We start from the raw sequence: 16,014 nt of genomic DNA on the forward strand, positions 1-16,014 counted from the left end.
TCTGCGTATTCATAGCGAATGATGCTAGAGAAGGAAGTGTTTAACTTGTTGGAACAACTTAAGGCAGCCGTTTGTCAAGCCAATGCGGAGCTTCCGAAATACGGCCTCGTGACGTTCACTTGGGGCAACGTAAGCGGATTCGACAGAGAATCGGAGCTTATGGTCATTAAGCCGAGCGGAGTGCCGTACGAGCAATTGCAGCCGGAGCAAATGGTCGTCGTCGATCTGAACGGCAACGTAGTGGAAGGGTCTCTGCGTCCGTCATCCGATACGCCGACCCATCTTGTGCTGTATCGTTCCTTTCCCAACGTGGGAGGCATCGTCCACACGCACTCTCCGTGGGCAACGATCTGGTCGCAAGCGGGACAAGGAATTCCGGCTTTGGGAACGACGCAAGCCGATTATTTCTACGGAACGATTCCGTGCACCCGGGCGATGACGGACTCGGAAATTCAAGGGGCTTACGAAGCGGAAACCGGCAACGTGATCGTGGAAGCTTTTCACGGTATCGATCCGAATAGAGTTCCGGGAGTTCTGGTGAACAGCCATGCGCCGTTCGCTTGGGGAAAAGACGCCATGGACGCGTTGCACAATGCCGTGGTTCTCGAAGAGGTCGCTAAGATGGCCTATCACACAAGGCAGTTAAACTCGGGCGTAACATCCATGAACCAAACGCTGTTGGATAAACACTATTTACGCAAGCACGGGGCGAACGCCTATTATGGCCAACCCGGACAATCGAGTCACTGAAGTTATACTCTATATTATCCTAGGAGGCTTACCATGAGCCATAAATACGCCATCGGCGTCGATTACGGGACGCAATCCGGCCGCGCGGTACTCGTCGATCTGTCCAACGGTCACGAAATCGCGGATCACGTCACGCCATATCCGCATGGTGTAATCGACGAAACTTTGCCGACTTCCGGCCAAGCGCTGGAGCACGATTGGGCTTTGCAGCATCCGGACGATTATTTAGAGGTTCTTCGTCGTTCGGTTCCGGAGGTATTGAAGCAAGCCGGAATAGATCCGGCCGACGTGATCGGACTCGGAATCGATTTCACGGCGTGCACGATGCTTCCGGTCGACGAACATGGGGTTCCGCTATGCTTCAAGCCGGAGTGGGAAAATAACCCGCACGGATGGGTGAAGCTTTGGAAGCACCACGCCGCGCAAGACGAAGCGGATCGCTTGAACGCGATCGCGGCCGAGAGGGGCGAGAAATTCCTGCCGCGTTACGGCGGCAAGATTTCCTCGGAGTGGATGGTAGCGAAAATATGGCAGATCGTTAACGAAGCTCCGGAAGTGTACGATGCTACGGATTTGTTTACGGAAGCGACCGACTGGGTCGTCTCGCAGCTGACGGGGAAATTCGTCCGCAATAGCTGTACCGCAGGATATAAATCGATCTGGCATAAGCAGGATGGGTACCCGAGCAAAGAGTTTTTCAAAGCTCTGGATCCACGCATGGAGCAAATAACCGAGACCAAGCTACGCGGCGATATCGTCGCTCTGGGGACTAAATCGGGCGAATTGACCGAAGAAATGGCTCAATTGACGGGCTTGAAAGCTGGAACCGCGATCGCGGTCGGCAACGTGGATGCGCACGCCGCCGTTCCTGCCGTCGGAGTGGTCACTCCGGGCAAACTCGTGATGGCGATGGGAACTTCCATTTGCCACATGCTTCTAGGTACGGAAGAAGTGGAAGTCGAAGGGATGTGCGGAGTCGTCGAGGATGGAATCATTCCGGGGTATCTCGGATATGAAGCCGGACAGTCCGCCGTGGGAGACATCTTCGAATGGTTCGTAGAGGAAGGGGTACCCGCATACGTCAAGGACGAGGCGGAGAAAGCCGGCGTAGGCGTGCATCAATGGCTTACCGAGCGAGCTTCCGCTTATAAGCCGGGAGAAACGGGATTGCTAGCGCTGGATTGGTGGAACGGCAACCGATCCGTTCTCGTGGATACGAATTTGACGGGAGTGATCGTCGGGTACAGCTTGCTGACGAAGCCCGAGGAAGTGTATCGGACGTTGCTGGAGTCAACGGCTTACGGCACGCGTAAAATCATCGACGCGTTCCATCATAACGGAGTGCCCGTCGACGAAGTCTATGCTTGCGGAGGATTGCCGCAACGGAATGCGCTACTCATGCAAATCTATGCGGACGTAACGAACCGCGAGATCAAGGTAGCCGACTCTAAGCAAACGCCGGCGGTAGGCGCGGCTATGTTCGGCGCGGTAGCGGCCGGAAGCGCGAAAGGCGGTTACGACAGCGTCGTAGACGCAGCCAAAGCGATGGCTCGAGTGCGCGAGGACACGTTTAAGCCGATTCCCGAGAACGTGGCGGTTTACGAGAGGCTCTACCAAGAGTATAGCGAACTCCATGATTACTTCGGCCGCGGTGCCAACGACGTGATGAAGCGGCTTAAGGGTTTGAAAGACGAAGCATCGCGCTAATTAAACGATAATCGAATAATAATGTTTCCTTCGGACTGCCCTACAAGCTTGTTGTAGGGCGGTTTTTTTATATTAAAGGTTCACATGTAAAAAAATTTTGAATTTTGTCGAATTTTGTTGCAACCTTTTCCGATTCTGATTGTGTATTTATTGTACGACTACCAGAATAGGAAGGTTGATCACTCATGGGAAAACGGTTTCCAGCAAAAGCGACGATTGGCTTGATAGTTATTCTATGGTTTGCAAGTAGCATGGCAGTCGGAAATACGGGAGGCATTGCCGCCGCTTCCGGAGGGCAGACGTCCGCTCAAGCCATCGAAATAGGGGCTGCGGCTCCGCCTGCGGTTCCGTTTAGCGTGTTTGATCCGAACCACATCTATCTAAACAACGGTACCAACACGATTATTTTAGCGGCGGGCTCGCTGACTATTTCGGGAACGACGACCGCAGACGTTATCACGGACTCGATCGGCATTACGTTTTACTTGCAGAAGTGGAATGGAACCTCGTGGGAAACGATCGGATCTGGAACGACGGCGGGAACGAATTTGACCAACTCGTATAATACTTCGGTCGTCAGATCCACGACGGCCGGTCAATATTACCGCGCTCGTACGATTCATTGGGTTATCGAGAACGGGAAGTACGAGGAAGGCGAACGATTTAGCAATTCCGTACTGGCGATATAATGGGACTTAACGAATGGATTAAGGAAACGAATCCGCAGCCCAATTCCTTTAACGTTCCGGACGATACGTTGGTTTCCATAACCTTTAATCAAGACATCAATCGAAATACGTTGAACACCAGAAATATTCTGATTCTCGACGGAAAGCTGGGAGGGACACTAATAACCAACAGATTTTTGTTCCGGTACGATGCGGACAATCGAAACCTGCTCATTTATTTGAAAGACGACGCGGATAGGCTTGGCTCCAACAATGCAATCGAGGTCATCATAACGGGTAGAGTGAGTAACTATCATAACGTGAGAATGGGGATTCCGTTTCATCTGCGCTTTATGACTAAGTAGTCAGTGCGAGCTGGGTAACCCTTATGCAATAAAAGCTTGGCACGGGGAATCCCGGCCAAGCTTTTATTTTATTTGCCCGAATAAAACTCCTCGTACATTTTGATCAATTGGTCGCTAGGTACGTCTCCTCCCATGTTGGTATAGATTCCGTTCTTAACGACTTCCAAAAAGCTGCCAGTACCGGAGAGGTAGAGGATCCCGGGAACGCCGGCCAAATCTATCTTCTCGCTGGTTGCTCCTCCGGTTTGCGTAACCGATCCAAGTGACGTATTCGGCGCGAGCTTTTCCATCGAAATCGTCATAAGCCTCTCTTTTTCATTAATGAAAGTGAAAGCTACGTTATCCGCCTTGTCCTTGCCGTCGCGGAAAAACAGCTCGGCTCTGTAGAAGGAGTATCTGTCGGGAATGAAGCCGAAGGAAGGTGCGCGAAAAGAAAGGAGACGTTCGGATTGTTGCAGGTTGGCGGTTACTTTGTAAGTAGTCTCGTTGATCTTCTCGACGTTTAGACCTTCCGCGTAAGCGGGAGGAGGTTCGCCCAAAGCTTTGGTGGGGTCAGAATCGCTATCTCGCCCGAAAAAAAACGCCATCAACCCCGACGGATATTCCTTCAAGGTCGAGTAGAGAGGATCAATGGCCTTAACCGCGCGAGTATTGCCAAAAATGGCGGCTCCTATCATTAACGACGCCGCGACTACGGCGAGTTTCGTTAGCGTCGAACGTAATTTTTTTCGTTTGCCGCGCGTATTCAACCGTTTTTGAACTTTATGCCAAGAGGAGACATGGTCGACCGCGATATGATCAAGTGCTTCGGAAGCCTCGAAGGCGGAATCGAACAACCTATCGAACTGCGCGTTAATCATCCCGGCTTCCCCATTCCTTGAATAATTTTTTTTTCAAATAATTACGGGCTCTATGTAATTTGTGCTTTACGGCGACTTCGGTATCTTGAATTTCCACGGCGATTTCTTTGTAAGTCAAGCCTTTCTTCCATTTGAGCTCGATGATGTTGCGCTGATCGGGCTTCATTCCCTCTAGATGAAGAGAAATTTGCTCTTCCAGCGATTTCGCCTCGACTTCCTGCTCGACGGATACGGCGGCCGCGGTATGGGCAATCTGGCTATTATCCCCCGTGAATTCCAAGCTGACGTCATTGCGGCTTTTTTTTCGCTTGCGGATGTAATTGATCGTGAAATTTTTGGCGACTACTTTGATCCAGGCCTTCATATGCTCTTCGTTCTCGACAGCAGGACATTTGCTAAGCGTAGCCATAAAAGCTTCTTGTATAATATCCTCCGTCGCCGAATGGTCATTGATCATATATAGAATAGGTTTGTAGAGGAAATGGTAAAATTCACGGTAAATCTCTTCCTGCAGAGATTGGTTTAACGTACGAAAACCCGAACCGAGCAGTAGAAGCAGATTCGTTTGCATGATGAAAGATTCACCCTATTCTGACGACAAGATTTCAATAAGAGCAAAATCGTGCTCCCTTTCCTCAGTGTAGTCGAAATGCGCATGCGAGAGAAGCAAATATTTAACAAAATTATAATAAAGATCAAGTTAGAAAAGCTAACTTTAATCACCTCATTGCCCAGCCGTTTTTCAGGGAATAAACAGAGGATTCTTTTAAGGACCGTTTTTGTCTTACATCGCGAGTTCTTGTATGATACGAAGTGAAATGGAAATCCGAGGAAGGGGCTCGTACAATTGCGTCGATCAACGATTTGGAAAATATCGGCGGCCGTCATCGTCGTTGCCGTGCTGCTATGGTTTGATTTCAAGTATTTGAAGGTTAATCCCGAATCCATAAGAACATGGGTGCTGTCTTTCGGATGGATAGCACCCGTGTTATATATCGCGATGTATATCGCCCGCCCGTTTATTTTATTTCCAGCTTCGATCTTATCTATGGCCGGGGGACTTGCCTTCGGGACGTGGTTCGGAATGCTTTACACGTTAGTCGGGGCGGTAACCGGAGCGGTTCTGTCTTTCCTCGTAGCCAGGAAAATCGGAGGGGGTTTCTTCCGGGGAAAAGCGGATCCGAGACTTTCGAAGATCGAAACAGCAATGGAGAGGCGAGGGTTCATGATGGTGCTGCTGCTTCGGATAGCTCCATTCGTGCCATTCGACTTGGTCAGCTATGCGGCCGGCGTTGCCCGGGTACCGTTACGGGCATTCCTGCCCGCAACGGTTATCGGTACGTTACCCGGTACGTTCGCTTATAATTTTCTAGGAGCCAGCTTATCCAAGGGAAGCTGGAAGGAAATTTTGATTGCCTGCTGCGTGTTCGCGGTCGCTTTGGCCGTTCCGTTCTTGTTCCGTCGCAAGGTGCAGCAAGAGGTGGACGGAGCCTGAGATTATAACGGAATGGGAACCGCGCCCGTAACGGAGTAGTAGAGCTCGAGGCCGACGATGCTTCCCGGCTCCGCGGGAACGTTCAGTATCGTTTGAGGTACGACTCGCCCGTTATAACGAAGACGAACCTCGGTGGTACGTCCTATCGGAATTCCGGCTACGTTGCGAATGAATCCCGCTGGGCCGAAGTCCACGAGTCCAGTCGATTCTAGTGCCCGGCGAATGGTGATACCGGGGTAAAACGGGATGTAGTTCGTATAATTCACTCTAGGAAATGCAGCGCCTCCGTTAATTCGCACCGTGATGAAAGCTTGCTGCGGCGGGAATGGCTGCGGTCCCGGAATGGGAAACGGGATCGGTACCGGGATCGGAAACGGTCCTGGCCCTGGTGGGAAAGGTCCGGGTCCTGGAGGAAACGGTCCAGGCCCTGGCGGAAATGGTCCAGGTCCTGGCGGAAACGGTCCGGGTCCTGGCGGAAATGGTCCGGGTCCGGGCGGAAATGGTCCGGGTCCGGGCGGAAATGGTCCGGGGCCTGGAGGAAACGGTCCAGGTCCGGGTCCTGGCGGAAACGGTCCGGGGCCAGGTGGAAACGGTCCGGGTCCGGGTGGAAATGGTCCAGGTCCTGGCGGAAATGGTCCAGGTCCTGGCGGAAACGGTCCGGGGCCAGGTGGAAACGGTCCGGGGCCAGGTGGAAATGGTCCAGGTCCTGGCGGCAGCATTCCTGGTCCACCTCCGGTGCCGGCGCCACCTCCTCCACCGAATAATCCACCGAACATTCCGCGTTCTTGCGTGTCTACCCACCAAGGAATCGGTCGAGTTAGTACAGGAGGATGTTGTTCCTCGTTTTGGTGCAAATGCACGATGTCGTTCTTCCCTGTTTCTTTTTTATTAGTTTTGACGGATGCGCTTTTAGGTTGGGGTTGAGCGGGTTGAGCTTGCCTCGATGAAAGCTTGGCTTTCGGATCGGCCGTTGCCTTGCGCAGCAAAGGCTTGGCTTCCGGCGATCGTGATTTCGGCATCGTTGTTCCTCCTTTGTGCCCATGGGCGAAATACGGTTAATGCAAGATATGCGCCCACTCAATTTCAGGTGCCTAAGCGCAACCTCGCAACCTCGCAACCTCGCAACCCCGCAACCCCGCAACCCCGCAACCCCGCAACCCCGCAACCCCGCAACCCCGCAACCCCGCAACCCCGCAACCCCGCAACCCCGCAACCTAGACAAAGTACGCAAACCACAAAAAGTATGTCTACAGCCGAGAAACCCCACCTTCAACGATCTCTAACCATAAAAAATATGTCTACAGCCGAGAAACCCCACCCTCAACGAGCTCTAACCATAAAAAATATGTCTACAGCCGGGAAACTCCGCCCTCACCGAGCTCTAACCATAAAAAGTATGTCTACAGCCGGAAACTCCGCCCTCACCGAGCTCTAACCATAAAAAATAAGTCTGCAGCTCCGTAAGGCCTCCGGCCTCCGAAAAATACTAAGAAGGGCGATGTAATGAGGGTAGAGCCGGGTTTGTGATAGAACGGAGAGCGTGTTTACGAGTATGTACCAAAGGAGCAGCCGCGAGGAATGCGGTAGCGGAGCAAGGTAAGGTCGTCACTATAATTAAGCGCTTTCAAAATTTGTTGACAAGAGAAGCGGCTGGGTTTATATTTTCATTAAACGTTTAACCAAAAGGGAGGATGATCTCCGCGCGATCATGAAGAAAATTACGATAAAAGACGTAGCCCGCAACGCAGGAGTATCGATCGCAGCCGTCTCGTACGTGCTGAACGGCAAGGAAAGCAAAGTGTCGCAGGACACGATCGTCAGAATCCACGAATCTATCAGACACTTGAATTACATCCCAAGCATCACGGCGCGGGGACTGGTCAAGAACACCTCGGAGCTCATCGGCGTCATCATCCCCCAGACGGAAGACCACAAGCAGCTTGTATTCGAGAACCCGTTCTACAGCGAGATGATCAGCGCCATCGAAGGCGTCGTACGCGAATACGGCTATCATATCATTCTAGCGGGCGTAGACAAGGGAAAGACATACCTCGACATTTCGACCTCGCGCAATCTTGACGGCGCGATTATTATGGGCATTTATTCGGAGCAGCTCTACGACGAGTGCAAGCAAGCGAACATTCCGATCGTCCTCATCGATAGCTACGTGAATGATAATTCCTTCGCTAACGTCGGCATCGACGACGAACTAGGCGGTTACTTGGCGACTAAGCACCTGATCGAGAACGGACACAGGAATATCGGTCTCGTAACCGGCATGATCCGCAAGGAAGGGGTCGTGGAAAAGAGGTTTCTAGGCTACAAGCGCGCGTTGCAGGAAAACGGATTGTTCTACAACCCGGACTACGTGTTCGAGAATTCGGTCAGCTACGTGCACGGTCGCAGCTCCGGAGCATTGATCGCGGATAAATTTCCGGAGATTACGGCCGTATTCGCGGTCGCGGACATGGTGGCATTCGGCGTTATTCGCGGGATCAAGGAGTCGGGAAAGGACGTCCCGCACGACATCTCCGTCATCGGATTCGACGATATTTCCATGGCGCATATGTTCCTGCCCCCGCTCACGACGGTGAAACAACAGATTTTCCTCAAAGGTGAAACGGCCGCGAGAATGCTTATCGAGCAAATCCAAGAGAAAAACGGAGTCAGCGTGAAAAGCGCGAGATCATTGATTCCTCTAGAGATCGTAGACAGGGAAACGGTACGGAAGCTAATGAATTAATCGAGTGTCCATTTGCAGATTTTACTGCAAATCGATCGTTAGTTAAACGCTTAATCTAGCTTGTCCATGCAAGAATGATCTTCAAACCATTTCTAGGGGGATTTATTCAATGGTAAAGTTGAGATTCGTGAAGGCGCTTACAATTATTGTGATCATCGCAATGGTATCCGTAATTGCCGCATGCAGCGGAGGTAACGACAAGAACGCGGCCGAAAGCAGCGGCACCCCGAGCGCGAGCGATTCGCCCAAAGCTTCGGAATCCCCTAAGGAGACGTCCGAAGCTCCGGAAGAGAACGTTACCGTCAAATTCGGCAACTTCTCCGGCGCGGGCGATACGGCTAAATATTTGACGCAGATGCAAGAGGCGTTCGAGAAGGAACATCCGAACATCAAGATAGAGATCGAAACGATCGCTTACGGGGATTATTTCACCCAAATGCAAACTCGGGTCGCGGCCGGCCAGGCGCCGGACGCCTACGAGCTTAACTACGAAAACTTCGTATCGTACGCGAAAAAGGGCGTTCTTCTCGATATCAATCCTTTTTTCGAAGCGACGCAATTCGATAAATCGACCTTAAACCAGCAGGCATTAAACGCCTTCTCCGCGGATGGAACCCAGTACGGCATGCCGGGAAGCTTCTCCAACGTTCTGTTGATCTACAACAAAGAACTGTTCGCCGAAGCCAACGCCGAGCTCCCGACCAACGATTGGACTTGGAAAGAGTTCGACGATGCCGCGGCGAAGATAAGGGCGCTAGACAAGAACACGTTCGGCGTCTTCCAGCCGATCCAGTTCCATGAATTCTACAAGCTCGTTCAGCAAAACGACGGCAGCTTGCTTAACGCGGATAAGACCGCATTCACCGTCAATTCCCCGGAGAACGTGGAGACGTTGCAGCGCTTGGTCGACCGCGTCTTGAAATCGAACGTCATGCCTACCCAAGCGCAGCTTAGCGGAGTCGGCGATTGGGATCTGTTCAAGGCCGGTCGCCTTGGAATGATCGTAACGGGCGTATGGGCTTTCTCCGATTTCATGCAGAACGTGAAATTCGAATGGGACGTCGCGGTCGAGCCGGGCAATAAGAAGAAGGCGACGCATTTTTTCTCCAACGGGCTAGTCATCAACAAAGACAGCAAAGTCGCGGAAGCGGCATTCGAATGGATTAAATTCCTGTCCTCCAGCAAGGAAGCCGCGAAGATTCGCGTAGATGCGGGCTGGGAATTGCCGGCGGTCACCTATCCGGACGTATTGGAAGCCTACTTGAAAACGACGCCGCCCGCCAATCGCCAAGCCGTATTCGATTCGCTTGAATTCCTGGTGACGCCTCCGGTCATCGAACAATTCACCGAGATGGCCGACATTCTAGGCATTCATCTGACGGCCGCCTCGGAAGGCGCCAAATCCGCCCAAGAAGCACTCGACGACGCTCAGAAGGAATTAACGGACAAAATCAAGCTGCAATAACGCGACGATACTTTTCATAAAAAGATACGGATAGGCAGCTACCTCTATAGGTTAGAATTTTTCGCGGAGGTAGCTGTTTTTCCTATTGCGAGGTGCTCCGATTCGATGCGAAACAAACGCGATCGCATGAAGTGGCTGACAATCGTCTTATTCCTGTTGCCCTCGACGATCGGTCTCTTGGTATTCAGCATCATTCCGATTTTTTACTCGTTGATCATCAGCTTTACGGACTGGAACGGCTTGAATCCTTGGAATCTGGCTGCCGGAACCCCGGATTTCATCGGCTTCGGTAATTTCAAGGCAATATTGGAAGGCGAAGAATTCTGGCGCGTACTGAAAAACACGATGTATTACATCGTGCTATACATTCCTCTCATACTGGCCGCGTCGGTGCTGGCGGCGATTTTGCTTAACAACGCGTACAGGGCGATCGGCCTCTATCGAGTCATCTTTTTTATTCCCGTACTGACTTCTTGGGTGGCGGCCGCATTGATCTGGAAGTGGCTGCTCAGCGACGATTACGGCCCGGTTAACGCGATTCTTTCGTTCGTCGCGGGCATCGACGGTCCCGCGTGGCTGCAGGATCGGACTTGGGCAATGCCCGGCATCGTCTTCGCCAGCATATGGAAGGACATGGGCTTCTTCGCGTTGATCATGCTCGGCGGACTTCAAGCGATCAATCCGGCGTATTACGAAGCGGCGCATATCGACGGGGCTAACTTCTGGAAGAGGTTCACCCGGATCACGATCCCGCTTTTATCGCCGATGCTCTTCTTCGTTCTCATCATGTGCATCATCAATTCCTTCCAACTGTTCCCTCAGGTCATGATTATGACGCAGGACGCTGGGCCGTACGGTTCCACTCAGGTTATGGTCGAGAGAATCTACAAGTTCGCTTTCAAATATTACAAAATGGGCTACGCCTCCTCCTTCTCGTGGATCCTGTTCGTGATCATTTTCGCGTTCACCGCGATTCAAATGAAGCTTCAGAAAAAGTGGGTGCATTATGATTCGTAGCCGGTTGATCAAGCCGCTGTTATTCTACGTATTCGCTTCGATCCTCGCGATATTCGCGCTCATCCCGTTCTTCTGGATGGTCAGCACCTCCCTTAAGAGCAAAGGCGCATTGATAAGCATCCCGATCGAGTGGATCCCGGAGAAGGTGTCCTTCGAAGGATACGAGAAAATTTTCACCGTATTTCCGTTCGCCCAAGCGATTTTCAACAGCCTGTTCATCTCCGTGGCCAGTACGATGCTCGTGCTTGCATCGGCTTTGATGGCCGCTTACGTATTCGCGAAGATCGAGTTCAAAGGCCGAGAGATCGTGTTCACCGTCTTCTTGGCGACGATGATGGTCCCCGGGCAAGTGACGATGATTCCCGTGTTTCTCGTGCTTAAGGAGTTCCAATTGCTCAATTCCTTCACGGGTTTGCTGCTGCCGACCGTCTTCAATCCGTTCGCGATCTTCATGCTCAGGCAATTTATCAAGACGATCCATAACGATTTCGTGGACGCCGCGTTCATTGACGGAGCTTCCCAACCGAATATTTTTCTCCGGATCATCGTTCCTCTCTCGATGCCGATTATCGCGACGCTCGGAATCGTCACGTTCATGGGTTCCTGGAACGACTACTTCTGGCCGCTGATCGTGTTATCGGATCGGGATTTAATGACTCTCCCGCTAGCGTTAAGCTCGTTGAACGGCCAGTACGGCAGCGAATACAACACGCTCATGGCCGGCAGTCTCATTTCCATGCTTCCTATTATCATTCTCTACATGTTCGCGCAGGGGTTCTTCAAAACAGGTCTGCAAATGGGAGGAATCAAATAATCCATGAACTCGACGAGACAGCTCGCGCAGGATTCGATAAGGGATACCGCGATCCTTCTATTCGGCCGTCTAAAAAGAGGAAGGGTGCGTGATTCGCAGCCGTGGTTGGATAGAGCGGCACGCGGGTTTGCGGTCGACGGATACGATGCCCGGCAAGGATCGTACTGGTTATGGATATTAGGAGAATTCGCCAACCGCGGCGGAGACCGTTCGATATTGACGGATAATTCCGGGTTAATCGAGGAATGCGTCGGAAAAATCGAGAGGGCTTGGAACGAGCCGGATTCGCATTGGTTGTGGGAGGAAGGGCCGGGCGTTTTCTTCAGCAATTTAGCGCTCCATTACGCGGCGTTGAGATCGATTAATAATGTTTACCGCTCGGAGAATGCCCAGATGTTATGCAAGCTGATCCGGGAAAAAACGTTCGCTTCCTTCATGCGCGGCAAGCATTTCGTTAGCCGGGAAGGTTCCGACGAGGTCGGCGAGGATATATTCGCGGCGGCCGTTCCGTTCGGGCTCGTCAGCGCGGGAGACCTTGCCATGCTTGAGGCGATCGATCGTTTGAAGGAAGAGAACGTTCGCGCGGAGACGGCGGCGCTTCTGTCGGGTTATTATAGCGAGATCGGTTCGCTCGCCCGCGCGAGAACGCTCCGGGACCGGGCGATAGCGACTTGGGACGAAGAGAAACGGCAAGGGCAAGCGGATAGTTCGGCGTTCTTGGAGTGGGCATCCGGTCAGTTGGAGATGAAGTCGCCGGGATTCGTTATGGAAGAGACGGAATCGGACGAACGGGTTGAACGCGGGATACGGTTCATCCATGATCCGACGGGAGGGGAGAGTCCCTATCGCTTTGCCAACAACGAACGGTATCCTAGGCTAGTTACGGTCGGGGATCCCGTTGCGTTTCGGACGTATTCCTCTCCCTTTCAGCCGGGAGCATCGGTTGCGCTGGAATACGTCATCGGTCGGGCAGCGCCGATCCTTATTCCCATGGAGGCCATGCAGACGGACGAAGGGGAGCGGTATTGGGAAGCTTCGATTGAGCCGATCTTGCAATTAGAGCATGTGCGATATCGGTTTGCGGCGAGAGATTCCGGAGAGCACGAGACGACCTCGGATTGGTTCGGCTTCGACGTATTTCGCTGGGAGAACATTAAGCGCGTTAAGGAAGTAGGAGGCTCCAAGGAGGGAGAACTAACCGTAAGGTTCGAAGCTCTCAGTGCTGGAGGCGGGTTGATTGATCCCGTTCTTAAGCTCGCCGTTCACGATAGCGGAGCGATCGGCTTCGGCTTGACGATGACGCATAGCGAGAATGACGAGGGATACTCCGATAATGCAAGCCGGACGGAAGCGGTAAGCGGGGAATTTCGCGTCGGTCATGCGTCATTTCGCGTAACTGATGGCAAGATGGAATCGGGCTTGCTGAACGATAGCGGCGAGCGGGTTGGCCGCGGCTTCGGGACGGCGGACATTCCGTTCCTCCAGTTTCTGGCGAATCAAGACGGGACGATATCGAAGCTAAGACTGAATTTCGAGCTGTCGGCCGACGAGAGGCTTTACGGAATGGGCGAGCGATTCGCGCGTATGGAGTTTCGCGGCTGCGAATTGGACAATTACGTATTCAACCAATATAAGGACCAAGGGTATCGCACTTACATGCCGGTTCCGGTGGTATACAGCTCGGACGGCTATGGCCTATTCCTGCAAAGCTGTCTTTACTCCGTGTTCCGTTTTGGATCAACGACGATTCCCGAATTGATGCAGATCGAGGCGGACGTCCATCCGATGCATCAGAAAATGGATTTTAGCTTGTTTGCCGGCAAGCCTATGGAACTGGTCGGTACTTTCGCCGCTTTGTCCGGCAAGCCGAAGCTGCCGCCGAAATGGGCATTCGGCCCATGGATGTCCAGCAACAACTGGGACAGCGAGAAGGAAGTCGACGCGCAGTTGGACCAAACGTCCAAGCATGCCATTCCGTCGACCGTAATGGTGCTGGAGCAATGGAGCGACGAGTCTTCCTTTTATATTTTCAACGATGCGGGTTACGAGGGCAAATCGGGAGAGTCGCGTTTTACGTACGACGATTTTACGTTCCCGGCATGGGGAAGGTGGCCTGATCCGAAGCAACTGGTGGAGAGAATCCATGATCGGAACATCCGCGTCCTCCTCTGGCAAGCTCCTGTCATGAAGTTCATGGACGGAATCGCGCACGAGCAACGGGACAAGGACGAGGCTTTTATGGTCGATAAGGGTTACGGCGTTCGCAAAGGAGACGGCAGTCTGTACCGCATTCCGAATTACGAGTGGTTCAGGGGAAGTCTAGTACCGGATTTCACGAATCCGGAGGCATCGGAATGGTGGCTCGGCAAACGACGATACTTGCTGGAAGATATGAATATCGACGGGTTCAAAACGGATGGCGGCGAATGCATATACGGCTCGGATCTGATTTTCCATGACGGACGAACCGGCGCGGAGATGCGCAACGAGTATCCGAACGTTTACGTCGGGGCTTTCCAGCAATACGCCGACCGGTACGTGCGGGGAGGGGCGATCACGTTCAGCCGAGCCGGATATACGGGAGCGCAAAGCGCACCGTTGCACTGGGCAGGCGACGAGAAGTCGACCTTCGAAGCTTTCCGCGCGACGATCATCGCGGGATTAAGCTGCGGGATGTCGGGAATTCCTTTCTGGGGGTGGGATCTGGGGGGATTCTCCGGGGATATCCCGACGGCAGAGCTGTTCGTTCGGTCGGCGGCAATGGCGGCGTTCTGTCCCGTCATGCAGTACCATGCGGAGAGCAAGGGACAATTCAATATGGATCGAACGCCGTGGAATATCGCGGAACGGACGGGCGAGCCGTCGGTTCTGACTATCTACAAGCGGTTCGCCGATATGCGGATGAATATGCTGCCATACATTTACGAACAGGCAAGGATCAGCTCCGAGACGGGCTTTCCTATGATGAGAGCCATGTTGCTAGCGTATCCGGACGCTGCGCGCTGCCGCGATTTGACGATGCAGTACCTATTCGGCGAGTGCATGCTCGTGGCGCCAGTGACGGAAGAAGGCACGACAAGGGTACGAGTTTATTTTCCCGAAGGGCAATGGTTATCGTTATTCGAGCCGGAAACGATGGAAGGCGGGGAGTGGAGGGAAGTCGCTGCCGAGTTGTCGCATATTCCGGTTTACTTAAAGGAGAACAGCGTCATCCCGCTGAATCTGGGCGCGAATGGCGAGCTTGCCGACGATGTCGGAAACCGGACGGATCGTTACGAACGGCTTTGCTTGATGATTTTCTTGACGAGCGAACTGCACTATCGGTTCGTGGACGACTTGGGTTACGATGTCGCCATATCCGCCGCGAAGCATGAAGACAGAATCGAGTCGGACGTCGAGGCGAAGGGAAACGGTCCGATAACGCTCCTCTTCCGGGGATTGAGCCGCGATGCCTCGAGCGCGACTTGGAACGGGAAAGCTTTGGATCGCGTCGACGGAATCGGCGAGCTGGCAGCCGGACGATGGCTGCGACGGAAGGGCGACGAAGTCGTAATCGTCGTTCCGGCGAGCAGCGGCAAGCTGGCTATCGGGTTCGGATTGTAGCGTCATTTCGGCGGCTTGCAAGATAAAGCATGGAAAACCCGGTTCTCGAGACCGGGTTTTTAGCTGTTATTGCGTGGAAGTGGAAGCTTGAACATTGGTTGCGTATGATCGCTATTCAATTGGAGCTCTTTGCGTTATGCCATCGCTCTATTTCGGTTGAATGAAGGTGTACGTAGCGATTAAGATGATGCGATAACGTTATCTTTGCGAAATTCACTGCAAGTGGCCTTCAATCCAGGAAATAAAGCGATGGCAAGACGCTAAAAGGATAAGCGAGCTAGTAGAGCAACAAATAAAGTTCTCGTATCACCTTATGCAGTTCTCTTCCCAAACTGACGGAGGCACCCCCTGCCGTCCGCGCTGCCCCTCGGAAAAATCCGAATATTTTAAAGGCCTCGACCCGAAAAAAATATATTCCTTAGCCCATCCATAACTGGTAAAGTAATAGATGCATTATCGGTTTCGGACTTCCATAATGACTATTCACAATACTCCCTTCAGGCTCCGTCCGGAGGGAGTATTTCCAT

General features: G+C 52.6%; 14 protein-coding genes. 10 read left to right on the forward strand and 4 right to left on the reverse strand.

Annotated features, from left to right (window positions below; genetic code table 11):
- Window positions 1-45: 45 nt before the first annotated feature.
- From araD to DFP95_RS06460, 4 genes are all read left to right on the forward strand, one after another.
- Entirely contained in the window at window positions 46-750 is a 705-nt protein-coding gene (gene araD, locus DFP95_RS06445) for an L-ribulose-5-phosphate 4-epimerase (protein ID WP_115991741.1), read from the forward strand.
- A gap of 33 nt (window positions 751-783) precedes the next feature.
- Window positions 784-2,457: a ribulokinase gene (locus tag DFP95_RS06450; RefSeq protein WP_115991742.1), complete on the forward strand. Its 1,674-nt coding sequence runs from the start codon at window positions 784-786 to the stop codon at window positions 2,455-2,457.
- A 185-nt stretch (window positions 2,458-2,642) separates the two neighbouring features.
- Complete coding sequence (locus DFP95_RS06455; protein WP_115991743.1) at window positions 2,643-3,146, forward strand: hypothetical protein; 504 nt, start codon at window positions 2,643-2,645, stop codon at window positions 3,144-3,146.
- A complete protein-coding gene (locus DFP95_RS06460) occupies window positions 3,146-3,490 on the forward strand; it encodes an Ig-like domain-containing protein (RefSeq protein ID WP_115991744.1) in 345 nt (114 codons plus the stop codon). The genes DFP95_RS06455 and DFP95_RS06460 overlap by 1 nt, the downstream gene beginning before the upstream one ends.
- 68 nt (window positions 3,491-3,558) lie before the next feature.
- Here the strand turns inward: DFP95_RS06460 and DFP95_RS06465 are convergent, their stop codons facing one another.
- Together DFP95_RS06465 and DFP95_RS06470 are read right to left on the reverse strand one after the other, a co-directional pair.
- Window positions 3,559-4,350, reverse strand: coding sequence for a DUF4367 domain-containing protein (locus DFP95_RS06465; RefSeq protein WP_115991745.1), 792 nt, complete (start codon window positions 4,348-4,350; stop codon window positions 3,559-3,561).
- Window positions 4,343-4,921, reverse strand: a complete 579-nt coding sequence (locus tag DFP95_RS06470) for an RNA polymerase sigma factor (RefSeq protein WP_115991746.1) — start codon at window positions 4,919-4,921, stop codon at window positions 4,343-4,345. Before DFP95_RS06470 ends, DFP95_RS06465 begins: the two co-directional genes overlap by 8 nt.
- A gap of 276 nt (window positions 4,922-5,197) precedes the next feature.
- Between DFP95_RS06470 and DFP95_RS06480 the strand changes: the two genes are divergently transcribed.
- The gene (locus tag DFP95_RS06480; protein WP_115991748.1) at window positions 5,198-5,845 is read left to right on the forward strand and encodes a TVP38/TMEM64 family protein; all 648 of its coding nucleotides are present in this window, start codon (window positions 5,198-5,200) and stop codon (window positions 5,843-5,845) included.
- Between the two features lie 2 nt (window positions 5,846-5,847).
- On the opposite strand, the gene DFP95_RS28825 is transcribed toward DFP95_RS06480, so the two are convergent.
- Both DFP95_RS28825 and DFP95_RS28830 read right to left on the reverse strand, forming a co-directional pair.
- Window positions 5,848-6,111, reverse strand: coding sequence for a hypothetical protein (locus DFP95_RS28825; RefSeq protein WP_181907290.1), 264 nt, complete (start codon window positions 6,109-6,111; stop codon window positions 5,848-5,850).
- Window positions 6,108-6,614 (reverse strand): hypothetical protein, encoded by a 507-nt coding sequence (locus tag DFP95_RS28830; protein ID WP_181907291.1) that lies wholly within the window; start codon window positions 6,612-6,614, stop codon window positions 6,108-6,110. The genes DFP95_RS28825 and DFP95_RS28830 overlap by 4 nt, the downstream gene beginning before the upstream one ends.
- Window positions 6,615-7,553: 939 nt before the next feature.
- Between DFP95_RS28830 and DFP95_RS06490 the strand changes: the two genes are divergently transcribed.
- The 5 genes from DFP95_RS06490 to DFP95_RS06510 all read left to right on the forward strand — a co-directional run bounded on the left by DFP95_RS06490 (window position 7,554) and on the right by DFP95_RS06510 (window position 15,487).
- Window positions 7,554-8,588 (forward strand): LacI family DNA-binding transcriptional regulator, encoded by a 1,035-nt coding sequence (locus DFP95_RS06490; RefSeq protein WP_115991749.1) that lies wholly within the window; start codon window positions 7,554-7,556, stop codon window positions 8,586-8,588.
- Between the two features lie 109 nt (window positions 8,589-8,697).
- The gene (locus tag DFP95_RS06495) at window positions 8,698-10,053 is read left to right on the forward strand and encodes an ABC transporter substrate-binding protein (protein WP_181907292.1); all 1,356 of its coding nucleotides are present in this window, start codon (window positions 8,698-8,700) and stop codon (window positions 10,051-10,053) included.
- Window positions 10,054-10,158: 105 nt separating this feature from the next.
- Complete coding sequence (locus DFP95_RS06500; RefSeq protein ID WP_115991750.1) at window positions 10,159-11,070, forward strand: carbohydrate ABC transporter permease; 912 nt, start codon at window positions 10,159-10,161, stop codon at window positions 11,068-11,070.
- The gene (locus DFP95_RS06505; protein ID WP_115991751.1) at window positions 11,060-11,884 is read left to right on the forward strand and encodes a carbohydrate ABC transporter permease; all 825 of its coding nucleotides are present in this window, start codon (window positions 11,060-11,062) and stop codon (window positions 11,882-11,884) included. The genes DFP95_RS06500 and DFP95_RS06505 overlap by 11 nt, the downstream gene beginning before the upstream one ends.
- 3 nt (window positions 11,885-11,887) lie before the next feature.
- Window positions 11,888-15,487: a glycoside hydrolase family 31 protein gene (locus tag DFP95_RS06510; protein ID WP_115991752.1), complete on the forward strand. Its 3,600-nt coding sequence runs from the start codon at window positions 11,888-11,890 to the stop codon at window positions 15,485-15,487.
- Window positions 15,488-16,014: the final 527 nt, after the last annotated feature.

Origin of the sequence: Cohnella lupini (genome assembly GCF_003386205.1) — a bacterium.
Lineage (GTDB): Bacteria > Bacillota > Bacilli > Paenibacillales > Paenibacillaceae > Cohnella > Cohnella lupini.